This window comes from Tannerella serpentiformis (genome assembly GCF_003033925.1).
Classification (GTDB): domain Bacteria; phylum Bacteroidota; class Bacteroidia; order Bacteroidales; family Tannerellaceae; genus Tannerella; species Tannerella serpentiformis.
Window position 1 is genome coordinate 2,080,800 of the sequence record NZ_CP028365.1, and the last position, 16,895, is coordinate 2,097,694.

The 16,895-nt window shown below is 55.1% G+C and carries 14 protein-coding genes and 1 tRNA gene; 8 read left to right on the forward strand and 7 right to left on the reverse strand.

The genetic code is table 11. From position 1 onward, the window contains the following. Positions 1-5: 5 nt before the first annotated feature. On the reverse strand, positions 6-1,235 hold the full coding sequence (locus C7123_RS08725) for a site-specific integrase (protein ID WP_069174771.1): 1,230 nt from the start codon (positions 1,233-1,235) through the stop codon (positions 6-8). A gap of 640 nt (positions 1,236-1,875) precedes the next feature. Between C7123_RS08725 and C7123_RS08730 the strand changes: the two genes are divergently transcribed. The 8 genes from C7123_RS08730 (at position 1,876) to C7123_RS12965 (ending at position 8,477) form a co-directional block, all read left to right on the forward strand. After that, positions 1,876-2,481 carry a TetR/AcrR family transcriptional regulator gene (locus C7123_RS08730; protein ID WP_037978915.1) on the forward strand — a complete coding sequence of 202 codons (606 nt, stop codon included), beginning with the start codon at positions 1,876-1,878 and terminating at the stop codon, positions 2,479-2,481. Next, positions 2,471-3,415 (forward strand): 3-oxoacyl-ACP synthase III family protein, encoded by a 945-nt coding sequence (locus C7123_RS08735; RefSeq protein WP_069174772.1) that lies wholly within the window; start codon positions 2,471-2,473, stop codon positions 3,413-3,415. The genes C7123_RS08730 and C7123_RS08735 overlap by 11 nt, the downstream gene beginning before the upstream one ends. A 144-nt stretch (positions 3,416-3,559) precedes the next feature. Next, entirely contained in the window at positions 3,560-4,306 is a 747-nt protein-coding gene (gene fabG, locus C7123_RS08740; protein WP_069174773.1) for a 3-oxoacyl-[acyl-carrier-protein] reductase, read from the forward strand. 94 nt (positions 4,307-4,400) lie between these two features. Then, positions 4,401-6,146: a DUF262 domain-containing protein gene (locus C7123_RS08745; protein WP_069174774.1), complete on the forward strand. Its 1,746-nt coding sequence runs from the start codon at positions 4,401-4,403 to the stop codon at positions 6,144-6,146. A 503-nt stretch (positions 6,147-6,649) separates the two neighbouring features. Beyond that, a complete protein-coding gene (locus C7123_RS08750) occupies positions 6,650-7,330 on the forward strand; it encodes an RluA family pseudouridine synthase (protein ID WP_069174775.1) in 681 nt (226 codons plus the stop codon). A 24-nt stretch (positions 7,331-7,354) separates the two neighbouring features. Further along, positions 7,355-7,702, forward strand: coding sequence for a type II toxin-antitoxin system RelE/ParE family toxin (locus C7123_RS08755; RefSeq protein ID WP_037996834.1), 348 nt, complete (start codon positions 7,355-7,357; stop codon positions 7,700-7,702). Next, on the forward strand, positions 7,668-7,970 hold the full coding sequence (locus tag C7123_RS08760; RefSeq protein WP_037996831.1) for a helix-turn-helix transcriptional regulator: 303 nt from the start codon (positions 7,668-7,670) through the stop codon (positions 7,968-7,970). The genes C7123_RS08755 and C7123_RS08760 overlap by 35 nt, the downstream gene beginning before the upstream one ends. A 204-nt stretch (positions 7,971-8,174) precedes the next feature. After that, the gene (locus C7123_RS12965) at positions 8,175-8,477 is read left to right on the forward strand and encodes a hypothetical protein (RefSeq protein WP_159049882.1); all 303 of its coding nucleotides are present in this window, start codon (positions 8,175-8,177) and stop codon (positions 8,475-8,477) included. Between the two features lie 125 nt (positions 8,478-8,602). On the opposite strand, the gene cls is transcribed toward C7123_RS12965, so the two are convergent. From cls to C7123_RS08795, 6 genes are all read right to left on the reverse strand, one after another. Continuing rightward, positions 8,603-10,036: a cardiolipin synthase gene (cls, locus tag C7123_RS08770; protein ID WP_037999018.1), complete on the reverse strand. Its 1,434-nt coding sequence runs from the start codon at positions 10,034-10,036 to the stop codon at positions 8,603-8,605. Between the two features lie 289 nt (positions 10,037-10,325). Beyond that, positions 10,326-11,555 carry an oligosaccharide flippase family protein gene (locus C7123_RS08775; protein ID WP_083206793.1) on the reverse strand — a complete coding sequence of 410 codons (1,230 nt, stop codon included), beginning with the start codon at positions 11,553-11,555 and terminating at the stop codon, positions 10,326-10,328. Positions 11,556-11,577: 22 nt separating this feature from the next. Continuing rightward, a complete protein-coding gene (locus C7123_RS08780; RefSeq protein WP_069174777.1) occupies positions 11,578-13,239 on the reverse strand; it encodes a GumC family protein in 1,662 nt (553 codons plus the stop codon). Next, entirely contained in the window at positions 13,239-14,042 is an 804-nt protein-coding gene (locus C7123_RS08785) for a polysaccharide biosynthesis/export family protein (RefSeq protein WP_037999023.1), read from the reverse strand. The genes C7123_RS08780 and C7123_RS08785 overlap by 1 nt, the downstream gene beginning before the upstream one ends. 798 nt (positions 14,043-14,840) lie before the next feature. Continuing rightward, positions 14,841-16,352 (reverse strand): glutamine synthetase family protein, encoded by a 1,512-nt coding sequence (locus tag C7123_RS08790; protein ID WP_037983327.1) that lies wholly within the window; start codon positions 16,350-16,352, stop codon positions 14,841-14,843. A gap of 387 nt (positions 16,353-16,739) precedes the next feature. Next, positions 16,740-16,814, reverse strand: a tRNA-Pro gene (locus C7123_RS08795). Between the last annotated feature and the right edge of the window lie 81 nt (positions 16,815-16,895).

Genomic DNA, 16,895 nt, shown 5'->3' on the forward strand with positions numbered 1-16,895 from the left:
TGTGGTTAAATGGTTAGGTGCAAGTCTTCGGTGAAGGCGATCAAGCGGTCGAACTCCTCAAACAGCTTTTGCGGTGTGACTTTCGCATATCGCTCGGTCATGCGCACCGTGCTATGCCCAAGCATCTTGCTGACGGTCTCGATGGGCACACCCTGCTCCAAGGTCACGAGTGTGGCGAAGGTGTGCCGGGCGGTGTGCGTGGTGATGGTCAAAGACAGTCCAGCCCTTAGCGAAATCGCTTTCAGGCAAGACAAATAGGTGGCGTAGTTCATATAAGGCAGCAACGTCTCTCTTGCATCGCTGTGTAGCTGCTTCAACAACCGAAGGGCTTCGGGCAACAGCTTTACGCGACAAAGGACGCCTGTCTTCTGCCTGTTGAACTTCAGCCAAAGGGCGCCCTCATCATCGCGAATAAGATGCTCACGGTTCAGCGCCATCAGATCGCAATAGGCGGCACCGGTGTAACAGGCGAAAAGGAACACATCGCGGGAGGTTTTCATATCCCCGTCCAAACCGTCAAAACGCAGTGCTTTCAACTTGTCTAACGCATCCTTATCGAGCGCTTTGGGCAGTCGGCTATCCCCCTTGTCTATATGCACATTGTCAAATAGCAAGGTGTCAGCAGCCCCTTCGCGGTACGTCAGCTTGCATACCTTTTTGATAAGGACGATCATGTTGTAGCAAGTGCTCTGTTTCAGACCCACCTCTCCGGTTACATACTGCTCGAATTGTTGGATGAAGTCCTCCGTGAGCTGCGAAAAGGCCAAATCAGAAACATTGTGTTTCGCCCGAATAAATCGATGCAATTGTGCTCTTGTCTGACGATACGAGACCAAGGAATTTTCCTTGATGTCGATACCGACGTGCTCCTCCATCTCCTTGATCAGGTCATCGAACCGTTCCAAAAGCATGGCGCGACTCTGCACGCAGCCTTGGAAATGCTCCTTGATGTCCGTCGCGTCGAACGGTGAGCCCTTGGCAAGCAAGGATTGATAGGAGGCCTGAACGGCGAGAAGGAGGTTGTCCAACTTGGCATTGACCTCAACGGCCTCGCGACTCTTTCCGTCCATCCGACTTTCGCGCGGGTTCCACAAATCGGGATTGCAGAATAGCTTGCAACTGAACTGTGCAATGGAACGTCCCAGCGTGATGCGTCCCATGATCGGCGCCTTGCCTGACCTGTCTAGAGTGCCCTTTTTGAGGTAGAGCAACACCTTCATTTTCATGTCATCCATACGCTTTGAAAACTGTGGGCAAAATTACCCGGTTCAAAGCGCCCGTTACCTGTGCAGATTCCTGTATATCAATGCAAAAGAGCCGTGTGCGAGAAAGGCTCAGTTACCTATCACTGCACCGTCGTTACCTACCACCAGACTGGGTAATGGTTTGGTAACTGAACTTTTGCTCGGATCCGCACTTTTCTGCCTTTTCCGCTCGACGCAACCGAAAGCATATCGACTTCTTTCCTCCTAATTATCAGTCTACTTGCTTCGACATCAGCTCTTCTGCTTTTAAGGGGAATAGTTGATCACACATCATCAAAATTCGATCACGCGAGAGGTAAAAAAGCTCGTGCGTCATCAAAATTCGATCACGCGTGAACAAAATTTGATCACAAGCCAGCTTCTTGTTGCTCGTGCGTCATCGAAATTTGATCACTCGCTAGCTTCTTGTTGCTCGCGCGTGAACAAAGTTTGATCACGAATGACCTGACGTATGTTTCGCTTGCGCCTCGCACTCTGAATGCTGCGCTTTGGCGCTAAAGCAATGACTCGTCGGCGCGGTCCTTTGCCCACGACGGGGTCGGAGTTGGTGATCTGTAACTGCCTTTTTGTCTACTTTTGCGCACAAATCAATCGAAAGTGTGCAGTGTCCGTGTCTATTTCTGTCTCCAAAACGCGTGAAGTATTGGTTGACGTAGCCCGTCAACTCTTTGCCCGCATGGGCTTCCAAAACACCACGATGAACGATATTGCCCAAGCCTCGCAAAAGGGCCGCCGCACACTTTACACCTACTTCAAAAGCAAAGACGACGTCTTCGACGCCGTCGTCGAGGCCGAGCTCGATAAGCTCGTCGACTCCCTCCTCGAGGTGGCCGCACGCCGACTGCCAGCCGATAGAAAGCTGATCACATACATCTATATGCGTCTCCACGCCGTCAAGGCCATTGTCTTTCGCAACGGCACACTCCGCGCTGCCTTCTTTCGCGACATCTGGCGCGTGGAGAAGGCCCGCAAGAAATTCGATCTCCGAGAGACGGAAATCCTGCGCGACATCCTCAACGACGGCGTCAACGAGGGCCTCTTCTCCATCACCGACATCGACATGACGGCCTACATCATCCATCACGCCCTCAAAGGCCTCGAAGTACCCTACATCCGCGGTCACATCAACGGGTGGGGCAAGAGTAAAGGCATCGAGCGGCAGAACGTTCTGAACATCATCTTCAATGGCATCAAAGTCAAGCACAATGTATATTAACACGACCGGGTACTACATCCCCAAACAACGGATACCCAACTCGTATTACACCGAAAAGACCGGCCTCACGGACGACTGGATCGTCCAGCGCACCGGCATCCACACACGCTCCCGCGCTGCGGCCGATGAAAACATCAACACGATGGGGCTCGAGGCCATCCACGACGCCCTGCCCCGTCTCCCCTACGACATCCGCGAGGTAGACCTCCTCATCGCCGCCACCTACTCCCCCTACGACACCGTCGGCACCGCCGCCCACGTCGCCCAGCACCACTACGCCATTCCCCACGCCAAAGCCTTCACGCTCTCCTCCGCTTGTTCATCGTTTATCAATGCGCTCGAGGTCGTCGAAGGCTATTTTGCGATGGGCAAGGCCCACCGTGCGCTCATCATCGGCGGCGATAAGAACACGGCCTACAGCAACGAGGACGATCCCAAGTCGGGCCACCTCTGGGGCGACGCCGCCGTCGCCTTTTTCCTCTCAAACGAACGCATAGCGGACACAGACGCCGAAGTCTTGGAAGTCTACACCGAAGCCCTCGGAACCATCGGCAAAGGCCCCGAAAGCATCCAGCTTCGGCCCCGCGACGGTGGCATACGCATGCCCGAAGGCAAGGACGTCTTCCTGCAAGCCTGCACCTACATGCCGCAGAACGCCCTCCGCCTGCTCACGCACCACGGCTACACGTTCGACGACCTCAGCTACTTCATCGGCCACCAAGCCAACATGCGTATCCTCAAGAACATCGCCACCAGCAACAGTATCTCCGAGGAGAAGATCCTCAGCAACATTGCTGAACTCGGCAACACCGGCTCGGCCAGCTCCGCCCTCGTCTACGCTCAAAACCGCGAACGCTTCCTGGCGGGCGATCTTGTCTGCCTCAGCGTCTTCGGTGGCGGATACTCCGCCGGCGCCACGCTGATCAAAATATGATCTTGTGCACCCGGGTATAATCCTATGTACCCGGTCAACTTCCCCGGCCCCGGTGGGGCCTTGATCTTCTTTTGCTTCTTTCCTTCCATCAAGGGAAGAAAAGAAGGATCCCACTACGATTAACCCCCAAAACGACGTATAACAATGAAATTATTAGAAGGAAAAGTCGCCCTCGTCACGGGCGCCGCACGCGGCATTGGTAAAGCCATCGCCCTGCGTTTCGCTTCGGAAGGAGCAGACATCGCATTCACCGACCTCGTCATCGACGACAACGGTCGCGCCACAGAAGAAGAGATCCGTGCCCTCGGCGTACGCGTAAAAGGCTACGCATCGAACGCCGCCGACTTCGACGAAGCCCATAAGACCGTCGAGGAAGTGGTGAAGGACTTCGGCGGTCTCGACATCCTCGTCAACAACGCCGGCATCACCAAAGACGGCCTGATGCTGCGCATGAGCGAGGCCCAGTGGGACGCCGTGATCGCCGTCAACCTCAAGTCAGCCTTCAACTTTGTCCACGCCTGTGTACCCGTGATGATGCGTCGTCGCGGCGGCAGCATCATCAATATGGCCTCTGTCGTAGGCGTCCACGGCAACGCCGGCCAAGCCAACTATGCCGCCTCGAAAGCCGGAATGATCGCCCTGGCCAAGTCCGTAGCCCAAGAGATGGGACCGAAGGGCATTCGCGCCAACGCCATCGCTCCGGGTTTTATCGAGACAGCCATGACGGAAGCCCTGCCCGACAGCGTACGTGAAGAATGGAAGAAGAAGATCCCGCTTCGTCGCGGCGGCACCCCGGACGACGTTGCTGACGTTGCCGTGTTCCTTGCTTCAAACCTTTCGTCCTACGTCTCCGGCCAAGTCATTCAGGTGGACGGCGGCATGAACATGTAAGTATCCGCAGCGCATCGATTGTACAGAGAGAGGGGGAAAGCCGTAGCGGCTCCGCTCCCTCTCTTGCGTTATTCATACACGTAGCAGTAGAAATATGTCCAAGCTCAACATTGACCAAAAGACGGTCATCGAACTGTTCTCCGACAAGCGGTCGGACTTTTTGATCCCCGACTATCAGCGCCCCTATGCCTGGAGCGAAAGCGAATGTCAGACCCTATGGGACGACCTCTTCGCCTTCGCCATTCCGGACAACAACATCGAGCACTTTAATGATGATTCCGACGAATACTACCTCGGCCCCATCGTAACCTTTGAAAACAGACAAGGAAAACAAGAGGTCATCGACGGACAGCAGCGCCTCACCACTTTGCTGCTCCTGTTGCGAGCCTTTTATGAAAGGTCTTTCAACCAAGAGGATCAGCAGACGAAGAAGATGCGGGAAATGATCGAGCAGTGCATATGGAAGACCAATGCGTTTAAGGAGGCGAACAAAAACGCACTCAAGATCGACTCCGAGGTGGCCACGGATGAAGACAAGGGCGAGTTCCTTGAGATCCTGAAAAGTGGTCAGGTAGACGATGGATTCAAAAGCCGCTATGCCGAGAACTACCGCTTCTTTGAGAAGAAGATCGATGCCTTTTTGAGCAACTATCCGAGCTATTTCCGCTACCTGCCTGTGCGTATTCTGAATAACTGCATCCTGCTGCCCATTGAGGCCGATAACCAGGACTCCGCGTTACAGATCTTCTCCACACTCAACGATCGCGGCAAACCACTCTCGGACGCCGATATTTTCAAAGCGCAGTGCTACAAACACTACGCGGCCATGGGGTTGAAGGACGTCTTTATCGAACGATGGAAACGGTTGGAGGAGTTCGCTTCATCTACCTTCAAGGAGTCTGTCGGCGGATCGCCGATGGATGAACTCTTCACGCGCTACATGTACTATCTGCGCGCCATACAGGGCAATACAAATACGTCGACGGAAGGCCTCCGCAAGTTCTACGAGCGGGACAATTACCGCATTCTCAAAGCAGAGCAGACGCTCGACGATCTCGAAGCGTTGGCCGACTTTTGGAGCGATGTGCGCACCCAAAACAAGGAGCGCTTCTCAGACAAGATCCTCCGCCGCCTCTTCGTGTTGGACCATGCCCCCAACGGGATGTGGACCTACCTCACCTCAGTCTATTTCCTGCATCACCGTCAGCCAGACGGCCTATTGGAGGAGGCACCGTTCTTCCAATTTCTCAAGCGGATCACCGCCTTCATTTGGGCGTACACGTTGACCAACCCGGGTGTGAACGCGCTCCGTACGCCAGCCTTTCAGGAGATGGTGCAGACTGTCCGGGGAGCGGAGGTGACGTTCGTCAATTTCCGCTTCGAGCGGGAGAACTTTGTCAGCGTGTACAATAACTATCGGTTCCATAATCAGCGGCAGATCACGAAATCAATGCTTGCGTGGTGGGCATTCCAGTTCGACGAGCAAGAACTGTTAGACCTCGGCTGTAGCTTCCACATCGAACATATCTACGCTCGCAATCGCGTGGAGGCGCAACCCTCATCGACCATACAGCAACGAATCGAACTGCTCGGAAACAAGTCGTTGCTGGAGCAACGCATCAACATCCGTGTTTCGGACTATCGCTTTGCCGACAAAGCCGCCCTCTACAAAGGTCGACAGACGAGAAAAGGCAAGGCAAACGGTACGCGGATCTATGAGCTGCTCGAGATGGCTGACCAACTGCTGGACTTCTCCGAGGACGACATTGTCCGCCGTAACGAACGTATCCTAAACGGCTTCGTCGATTACCTCGATCGGTGTGGCCTATTGAAGGGATGATCTGAGTTATTCGTGGTCGAGCACATCGCCAAACGACGAAGATCTCCTGCAACTTGCGGGAGCTTATTGTAGGCGTACGGAGATCTCCTGCAACTTGCGGGAGCTTATTGTAGGCGTACGAAGATCTCCTGCAATTTGCGGGAGCTTATTGTAGGCGTACGAAGATCTCCTGCAATTTGCGGGAGCTTATTGTAGGCGTACGAAGATCTCCTGCAACTTGCGGGAGCTTATTGTAGGCGTACGAAGGTCTCCTGCAACTTGCGGGAGCTTATTGTAGGTGTACGAAGATCTCCTGCAATTTGCGGGAGCTTATTGTAGGTGTACGAAGATCTCCTGCAATTTGCGGAAGCTTATTGTAGGTGTACGAAGATCTCCTGCAACTTGCGGGAGCTTATTGTAGGTGTACGGAGATCTCCTGCAACTTGTGGGAGCTTATCGCAGGTGTCTGAAGATCAACCCATATTGCCCCCAACCACCCAATGTATCTATCTAACGAAACGAATATGCAAGTCATTTACGAAGACAATCACCTGATCGCCGTCAGCAAGACGTGCCACGAGATCGTGCAGGGCGATAAGACGGGCGATTCCTCGCTGGCGGATGAGCTGCGGGAGTGGATCAGAGAGAAATACGCCAAGCCGGGCAACGTGTTCGTCGGCGTTGTGCATCGCCTCGATCGACCGGTCACGGGCGCCGTCGTCTTTGCCAAGACCAGCAAGGGACTGGCGCGTATGAATGCGCTTTTTCGCGACGGTGGCGTCCGTAAGACATACTGGGCCATCGTGCGCCAACGACCGACGGAGCCGGAGGGCGTGCTCGTCGACTGGCTTTGGCGCAACGAGCGACAGAACAAAAGCTACGTCTGCAAGTCCGACCGGCCAGGCGCACGTCGCGCCGAGCTTCATTATCGTCTGCTGGCCTCCTCAGACCGCTATCACCTGCTGGAGATCGACCTCCGTACGGGTCGCCATCATCAGATCCGTTGCCAGTTGGCACACATGGGTTGCTCGATCAAGGGCGACCTGAAGTATGGGGCCGAACGCTCCAATCCGGACGGCGGCATCAGTCTGCATGCGCGCCGCATCGCCTTCACGCACCCCGTCTCGGGGCTGTCCATCGAGATCGTTGCCCCCGTGCCCGCTGGCGACGCACTCTGGAAGGCACTGTCGGAAGGAATGATGTAGGGGGGAGATTCATAACTTTGTGCCATGAGGAGGAAGATTAGAACATACGGAGGATACTTCGAGGCATTTATGTCTGAACTGGATGAGAAGGTGCAAGAGAAAGTGCAATATGGATTGCTCCTTTTGAAAACTCAGGATCGGGTGTCGAAGAAGTTTGTGAAGTTTATTCGTGACGAACTGTATGAATTGAGAGTAAAGTGTGGAAGTGACAATTATCGCGTGTTCTTCATTTTTGATGAAGGTCAGATTGTGGTATTATTTAGTGGTTTTATGAAGAAGACGCAGGAAACGCCTAAACATGAAATAGAGAAGGCTTTAAGAATTAAGGAGGCTTATTATGGAGACAAACAATCATCAGATCGTAGACTATGATCTTGTACTTGACGAGAAATTCGGCAAGATCGGGACGCCGGAGCGGGCAAAGTCTGAAGAGAAGGCGCGGGCGTATTACGCCTCGCAGATCCTCTCTGAGGCCCGTCGAGAGTCGGGCATGACGCAAAACGAACTCGCCCGGCGAGTAGGCATGACGCGTGCACAGATCGCTAAGATTGAGAATGGCACTGTCGAGCCGGGCGTGGGGCTGTTTTACCGCATCGTCGGGGAACTGGGGTTGCGCGTCGATATCGTCCGGCCGTTGTAATATCGTATTGACTTTATTCACTTCTAAAATAGAAACCTCATGGAAAATCAATTTGTATTGCCGCGTCGTGTGCGCGCAAAGTATTCCACGTTTGTAAAAACGCTGACGGCGATAGTGCTCGTGGCAAACGTGGCGTGTATGTGTCTGTTATTGCCGGGAGAAAGTCTTTCGATATGGCTTGTTTGTGGCGTAATTACCGGTTTGATGTTTGTGTTTGCTGGTCTTGCGCCGGTATGGTTTGAGGAGCACGAGGATCGATATGTGTTGCGCTTGGTGGCAATGAGCATGACGTTCGATCGGGCTGTGTACGTCGCTACGCCGATCAGCAAGGAGGACTTAGAGGGTGCGATCCGCCTGTTCGCGTCGGGCGGCTTCTGTGGGTTCACGGGATGGTTCTGGAGTCGTCGGATGGGGCGCTTCCGTTGCTTTGCATCGGACTTGGAGGCGCCACTCTTACGTATCCATCGCCCGGGCGAGGAGCGCGGTGGTGTGGTTGTGAACGGTTGACGACACGTTGTTAGGCCGAAAGGCTTGTGATAGAAGTTCGGATGGAGCTTTCCTGGAATGGGGAGACTATCCGAACTTTTTTGTTGTGCGTGTTTACGCTCAAGGAGAAGGAGGTCACCCCAGGCTTACAGCAGAGGCGAGAAGAGGCGGAGGAAGGACTCGATGAGTCGGAGGTGGAAGGGGCGACGGGCCCAGTCGTAGGCGCGGACGGGGACGCAGGAGCGGAGGTCGTCCATGTACATCCGGCGGAGACTTTCCGCGAAGGGGCGATGGTACACGAAGGCGTTGATCTCAAAGTTGTGCTCGAAGCTGCGGAAGTCGAAGTTGGCGGACCCTATGCAGGCGATTTCGTCGTCCGACACGAGGAGCTTGGAGTGCAAGAAGCCCGCGCGATAGAAGTACACCTTGACACCGGCCCGAAGCATGTCGTCGAGATAGGAATGCGAGGCGAGATGGGCGCTCCGGGTGTCGGATCGCTCGGGGAGCATGAGGCGCACATCCACGCCGCCCAGCGCGGCGGTTTGTAGCGCTTGGGTGAGGCCCTCGGTGGGCAGGAAGTAGGGGGTCTGAATGTAGAGGTAGCGCTTGGCGTTGGTGATGCAGAAGATGAACGCCTGCAAGAGGATCCGCCAGCGCCCGGTGGGACCGCCGGAGAAGATCTGCATGAGATTATCGTCGTAAAATTTCTCGTCCGGATAGTAGTCTTTGCCCTTGATGAGCTGGCGAGTGACGACATACCAGTCGATGAGGAAGGACGATTGCAGGCCGTGGACTCCCTTCCCTTCGATGCGGAAGTGCGTGTCGCGCCAGACGCCCCATGACACGCCGCGGAGGTAGCGATCGGCGATGTTCATGCCGCCCATAAAGCCGATGCGGCCGTCGATGATGGCGACTTTCCGATGGTTACGGTAGTTGACTTTGCTGGTGAAGAGCGGGAAGACGACCCGCAGGAAGGGGTGGGCCTCAATGCCCGCGTTGCGCATGGTGTCGAAGAAACGGCGAGGCACGCTCCAGCTGCCGACGTCGTCATACAGCACCCGCACCTCCACGCCGGCCCGGGCACGCTCGATGAGCACTTGGCGCACGCAGCGCCCGATCTCGTCGTCGGCTATGATATAGTATTGTAGATGGATGTGGTGGCGCGCGCTGCGGAGTGCCTCGAGGAAGGCGGTGAATTTTTCCTGGCCGGAGGTGTATATGTCGATGTGGCTGCCGTAGAGGAGCGGCGTGCGACCGTTCCGATTGAGCATGCGCATTAGCGGACGATAAGCGGGCGGTACGTTCACCTTATCTTGACGCGGTCCGCCGGCGCTCAAGGGGCGCATAATGCGGCGATAGGTGCGTCGGGAGATGATTCGACGACGGCGATTGTCTTGCCCGAAGAAAAAATAGAAGACGAGACCAATGCCCGGCAGGGTGAGGAGGACAATGATCCAAGGAATGGTCTTCAGCGGGTTGCGGTTCTCCAACAAGATTACGAGGGCGAGACCCAACATGGAGAGGAAGTACAGGCTGAAGAAGGTGACACCAAGGGCCGTATGTATGGGGAAGTCAATCATGAATTGCGGGTGGTGCTTGTTCCGAGCGTAAAAGTACGCCGAAAGCCTTAATCGGGGCGCTTTAGTAGGATAAGGCTCTAATAAGACGTGAGTTCGATGAAGGCCATCCTACGATGGCCTGAGGAACGTGAGCCGAAAAAGTTTGTGGCAGGTGATTTCCTCCAGAAAATCGCACATCGAACTCACGCGTTTTTGAGGGTAAACGGAGGAGTGTAAGGGGGAAGTCAGAGGTAAATGTGCTTCACGTTTTTAGCGCGCACTGATTTCGAATGGCTCGGAGCGTGTGATTTTAGATGAGCCAATAGCGGCGGGCGGCAAAGGCGCGGTAGGCGAGGACGACCATCTCGGCCAGAATGAGCGCCCCGGCGTAGAGGTAGATGGAGTTGAGGTGGAGGGTGATCATCACCGAGTAGCAGATAAGTAGTGCGACGGTGGAGCAGATGACGCTGACGTTGAAGGGGCGTTGATGGCCGAAGGCCACCAGCACGGAGGTGCCGAGAAAGACCGAAAAGCCGGAGCAGGTCAGCTGGACGCAGAGCATACGTAGTAGCGCGGTAGCCTCGGTCAGCTCGCCGTGCGAGAGGATGCGGACAATGGGCTCGGCGAAGGTGAAGAGCGCAGCGGCGACACCGAACACGAGGAGCGTGACCACGCGGAGCAGGGAGCGCACCATCCCCCGGTCGCGTGTGCGGGAGATGTTGGGGTAGAGCGCCTGGTTGAGCATCTGTATGGGCACCATGCCGCCGTTGAGCACCTTCTGCGCCACGTCGAAGGCCGCCACCTCGGCGCCGGAGAGGTATACACCGCTCATGATTTTGGCCATGTAGGTGTTGACGGCCAGTGAGGCACGTGAGGCGAAGAAGGGGACACTGTCTCGGAAGGTTCGCACGAGTATCGTGGTCGGCGGAATGCGGAGACGGATGCGGTCATGCAGGAATACATATCCGCAGGAGACGACGGCGGAGACCACCAGACCGAGCGACTGCAGCAGTGCAATGAGAGGATAGTCCTCCTCGCGGTGAATGCAGAGAAAGAGCGCCGCGGTATAAAAGGCTATGGAGAGGAAGCGGACAATGGTGAGGACCTTCATGTTTTCACAGCCTTGGTAATACCACACGGGCAGGAAAATGTCAGCCAGGCAGGCGATGAAGGCATAAAAAATGAGCGTCGAGAGGCTGCCCAAGGCGGGGATGAGGTGAATGGCCAGCGCAAGGATGGCCCCTACGAGAAGGGCGAGGGTGGATTTGATGAAAATGACGGCCGAAAAAATCTGGTTGAGTCGCTCGCGGTTGTTGCGATAGATGGCCACGTCGCGCACGGCCGAAATGTCGAGGCCGAAATGGATGAAAAGGGCGAATAGGGCTACGATGGCTTGGGCAAAGACGACCGTCCCGTAACGCTCCTCGCCCACGACGCGAAAGAGGTAGGGCAGCGCGATGAACGGCATGGCCATGCGCATGACCTCGAAGAGGGTCAGGTAGGAGGCATTCTTGAGGACGAGTCCGTATTTACCAAACATGTCGTGCGGGGTGGTGACGGCGTCAGGATTCGGAGCCTTCGCGGCTGTTGCGTAGCTCCTTGCGCAGCAGGCGATACTGATCTCGGCAGACGATCCACCCAATCGAGAGTAATAAGGTGAGCACCACGAAGCCGACCAAGGCAAACACCTTGCGGGGGCCTATGGGCTTGGCTTTGACGAAGGCCGTGTCGACGATTTTTGCACGGTCCGTACGTTGCCCGAGGGCGAGACTGATCTCTTCACGCTTCTGCAAGAGGATGAGATAGACGCCTTGCAGGATTTCTTGCTGTCGCTTGTAGTCGACATAGACGCGCTCCTGAACGGGGACGGATCCCATGCGGTCAAGGAGCTCACGTTCCTGTTTTTCGAGGGTCCGACGGGTCTGCGTCATGCTTTGTTGCGCGTTATTGATGGTCTGAAACACGGTCTCGCGCAGTCTGTCCACTTGTGTGGTGAGCGACGCGACGAGGGGATTGCTCTCGTTCGAGTTTCGGAGGGCTTTCTCGCGCTCCAAGAGGGCTTGGTTGTAGAGAAAGATGGGGCTACTCTCGGTCTCGCTCGTAGTGAGCAGGGAGGGAACGAGCTTATATCGGTTGGCGGGGTTCTTGACGAAGGCGTCCATCATGGCAATGATGTTCGACTGGGTCTCGGCCTCGATGAGTCGACCCTTGATGTCACGCATGTACTCGGCGTAGTATTGGATGTCGTATTCTACGTCGGTGATCTTGTTCTCGGCCTTGTATTGTTCGATTTGCCTCTCGACTTTCTCCAGCTCGTCCGTCACGTGTATGATCCGCTCACTGAGGAAGGCCAGCGAGACGTCGCTTTGGGCCTTCTTATAGTCGTAGGCATCGTGGTTGTAATAGTCGATGAGTACGTTCAGCATGTCCTTGGCCCGCTGGCGCTCGTAGTCGGTACATGAAAGCTCGATGATGTTGGCCGATTTCGAGTAATCCTCGATCAGGAAGTCGTCCGCAGCCTTCTCAGCCACCCAACTGGGGGGATAGACGGTGATCTCGAGGCGCGTGATGTCGTTTTTAGCCGTCGGCTCGGCGTTGCGGGTGAAGGTGAAGGTGCATTTGTCGAGTTGCACGACGGCCGGAAGGCGGTCGAAGTGGAAGGTTTGCTTCTGTCCCTTGGTCTTGGCTGTGATCTCAGCTGCACCGCGGTCCGTGAGGTGTAGCTTGAACTCCACTTCGTCGTTGAGGGCGGCCAGCGTGGCGGAGTCGCAGGTCACGCGCACGGGTTCCTCACCGTACATCCGTAGCAGGGAGTAGGGCCTTCGATAGTCGGCATATAGACCGAGCTCGACAACCATCTTGCGCATGAGGCTGTTGGACTTCAGAGTGGAGATCTCGTCGTCGATGCTTACGCTCCCACCGCCCATGCTGCCGATGCCGAACGTTTTCATGAGTCCGGAGGCTTCACCGAGGCCGATGCTCCCGGTTCCCAGCATTCCGGCGTCTTCCTGTATCTGCACGCGGGCCATGATCTCGTAAGTTTTGGGGTACAACACGAGATAGAGTATGGCTGCCAAGAGGGAGATGGCCGCCGAGACGAGTATAGTGGTACGTTGTCGTAAGTAACCGACGATAATGGGGCGCAAGCCTACGGCCTCGCGGTCGTCGGCATCATTCGTGGCGGGGCGCCCGTCCTCCCGCGGTAGTTGGTTGTTTGCTTCCATCACTTTCTTCTGAGAGCCACTACGACGGTGGTGATCACCGATGCCGCCGTGAGGATGGTCGATATAATGGTGAGAGTATACTGTTGCGCGGAGCTATAGTTTGCGTTGCGTTTCTTGGCATTGTTGGGCTCGACGTAAACGACGTCGTTTTGCTTGAGATAAAAGTAGGGCGAGGCGAAAATCTCCGGGTTGGTCACGTCCAGCCTCCCATACTCCTTGCGTCCGTTGTTGTCGCGAACGATGAGAATGTTTTTGCGATTGGCGTTGATCGTTAAGTCACCGACCATCCCGAGAGCGTCGAGTATAGAGACGCGATCATTCCGGATGTTGACGCTGCCCGGACGGGACACTTCACCGAGGATGGTGATTTTGAAGTTGACGATCTGCACATGAACCATAGCGCCATCGACATACTCCCTGATCCGAGTCTGCAATGCGTCGATGAGTTCAGCCTTCGTCAGGCCCGCGGCGTGCACTTTTCCTAAAACGGGGAAGTTGATGTATCCCTCCTTGTCAACTAAATAAGTAGTGAGCTTTGAATCGGCTGCCACAGACGTCTCGCCTTGGGGGATGTAGGCAAACGGTGGAGGATTGAACGGCGCCACCACGGTGGTATTCCATGCCGTGACGTTGATGGTGAGCAGGTCGTCCGCTGCGATAGTGGTCGCATAGGTTTGATTCATCCGCTCTAGGTCGGCTGTAGTCAGCCGGTCGATCCCCTGAAAATAAGCCACGTCTTTGGGGACAGAACAGGCCCCCAAGAGAGTCAAAACGCATACGATCGGTAATAATTTACCCTTCATTCTTAATTATCATTTTTTTAACGGGTCGCAAAGATATGGATATATCAACTCGTCCGACGGGTCTCCATGCTTCACGAAATGCGCTGTTAGAACGCGCTCGGAGGTGGTTTATTATCCTAAGTGTTTGGTCGGATTTGCCCGCGTTTTGTCGGGGTGCAGATCTGTCTGGGTACTCCTTCTTACATGGGAGAGGGCGTGTGTGACCGGTGCGGTGTCCTTTTCACGTACGGATTAGCCCTGTATGGCTTGATATCGGTGTCGCACAGCGTGAGTTCGACAAAAGAATGAGATACCCTTATTGAGAATGTCATTGATAGCATGCTGTAACAGCCAACAGGTTCTCCGAAGCACTTGCGGGACTCCCGCAAACGTCAAAGCAAATGCCGAGAGATTTGCGGGACTCCCGCAAACGCCAAAGTAAATGCCGGGGGACTTGCGGGAGTACCCGCAAACGCCAAAGTAAATGCCGGGAGACCTGCGGGACTCCCGCAAACGCCAAAGCAAATGCCAGGAGACTTGCGGGACTCCCCGCAAACGTCAAAGCAAATGCCGGGAGACTTGCGGGACTCCCCGCAAACGCCCAAAAGTTCTTCGAGGCACTTGCAACAGTGTTGTAGGCATTTCCAAAAACGTTTTGGTCGGGCTTCCGTAGAAACTCTCTGCTGGCACTATTCTTACACCGAACTCACGTAGTACAGCGTTTTTTGCGTCCTACTTGCCTTGTAAAAACGACAACTCCCGGTGAGAACTGAGAGCCTCACCGGGAGCATATCAAATGACAACTTTAGAGCAGGGAAATTATCCGCAGTGGAAATACTTCTTCACCAGCGCCAGCATTTCCTCGGTCTTGCCTTCGAGATCGGCACGGAGCGTCTTGTCCTTGTAGCTACGCAGATTGGCCAAGATGCCGTCGATCATGCCCGGGCTGAACACGTCGTGTGCCTCGAACACTTTACGCTGCTTCTCGAGGCAGTCGGCTGATGCTTCGCAGCTGTCGGGCAGCTGGGCGAGCGATTTCAGCTTCTCCTCGTTCTCCTTCTTGTGGATGTTTACGCTGACGTACGTCTTTTCGGCGATCTCCAGCGCATTGGGGATCTCGAAGCCGTGGCGACATGCTACGGCCAGACCGGCCAACAGCAGGTACAACTCGGCCGATCCGTCCGGCGAGCGCATCTCCACGGTCTGCTTCTGTGCCGTGTCGAAGTGGCTCTCCTTCTCCAGCGGGTTGGCCAGAACGCACATGTCGGTCTTGGCAGACCATCCCAGCGGAACGCGTACGAGCACCGAGCGGTTGCGGTCGCCCCAGCATACGTTCGTCGGAGCCTCTTGGTGCGGCACGAGACGGAAGTACGACGTCGGGTTCGTGTTGCCGAAAGCTGTAATTGCCGGAGCCAGCTCCATCATACCGGCGATGGCCTTGCGAGCCGTCTCAGAGAGTTCGCCGTTGGTAAGCATCTGGTTCTTGCCGTCCTTGGTGAAGCGCATGTGTACGTGGAGACCCGATCCAGCCTTACCAGCAGTGATCTTCGGTGCGAAGGTCACGTTGTAGCCATACTGGTAGCCGAGGTTACGGATCACCCACTTAGCGATCATCAGCTGATCGGCAGCCTCTTCGGCATCAACGGGGAGGAACTCGATCTCGTTCTGCTCGTAGATATAGCCGTTGAGCGTGAAGTTACCCACCTCAGAGTGGCCGTATTTGATCTGTCCGCCGGTTTGTGCGATGTACGACATGCACTCGGTGCGGAAGTCGTTGAACTTAGCGTAGGGGCCAGACTCGTGGTAGCCCTTCTGATCCGTAGCCTCGAAGTCCTTATAGTCTTCCTGGGGAACGATAACGTAGTATTCCAGCTCACCCATGGCTTGGAACTTCATGCCCGTGACGTCTGTGAAAGCCTTGCAAGCCTTGTGGAGTGTGTACTCAGGTGCGCTCTCGAGCGGCTGTCCGTCCTTATTGAAGTAAGAGCAGAGCATGGAGAGGGTCGGGATTTCAGCGAATGGGTCGACGAAGGCGGTACGGAAACGCGGAATAGCGTAGAGGTCGCTACTGCCGGCGCCGATAAAGGAGAAGAGACTCGAACCGTCGACGCGCTCGCCGCAGGTCAGGATCGTATCCAGATACTCCTCGTTCGTGATGATGAAATTGAGTGTTTTCAGTCGACCATCTCCCGCAGGATACATGAAGTTGACCATCTTGATATCGTTCTGACGGATGAACGAGATGATGTCGGCCTTGGTAAATTCAGAAGCAGGCTTCTGCAAAAACGCAACCAAGCGGTTGGCGTTCATTGATAACTCTTGTGGGTTCATAAGCAAGTTCTTTACTCTGATTATTTTGTTCAAACGGCGGCAAAAGTAGAAGAAAAAGGATCCGTGCAAGGGGCTTTGATGGGATTGCGGAGGATTTCACTTTCAGGCATTTCGGAGTGTGACTTACGATTCGTAACCGCTTTCTTGATTTGCTCTTGAAAAACGGTCTTTTTACCCCGTTTAGAACGGTGAAAAGCCGTCGACTTTACTCTTCGGCTTACGAATCGTAATCGACCTAAATTGACACGGAAGGAATGGAGGTGAGGAGGCGGATATACAGCCCGTGACCAGTCTTGTCGACTGTCCTTTTATCCGGCTGAGGAGTGGGTGTACAAGAAAGCCTCTCAAACACGCCGCGAAACGTATTTAAGAGGCTTCCTCTTGTTGTCGGGGTAGCGGGATTCGAACCCACGACCCCCTGCTCCCAAAGCAGGTGCGCTAACCGGACTGCGCTACACCCCGTTCAATGGTTCTTTTTCGCCATTGCGGCGGCAAAAGTAAAAATGCAGACCTTACTACCAAACGTGAGCCCAACGAAAGGTG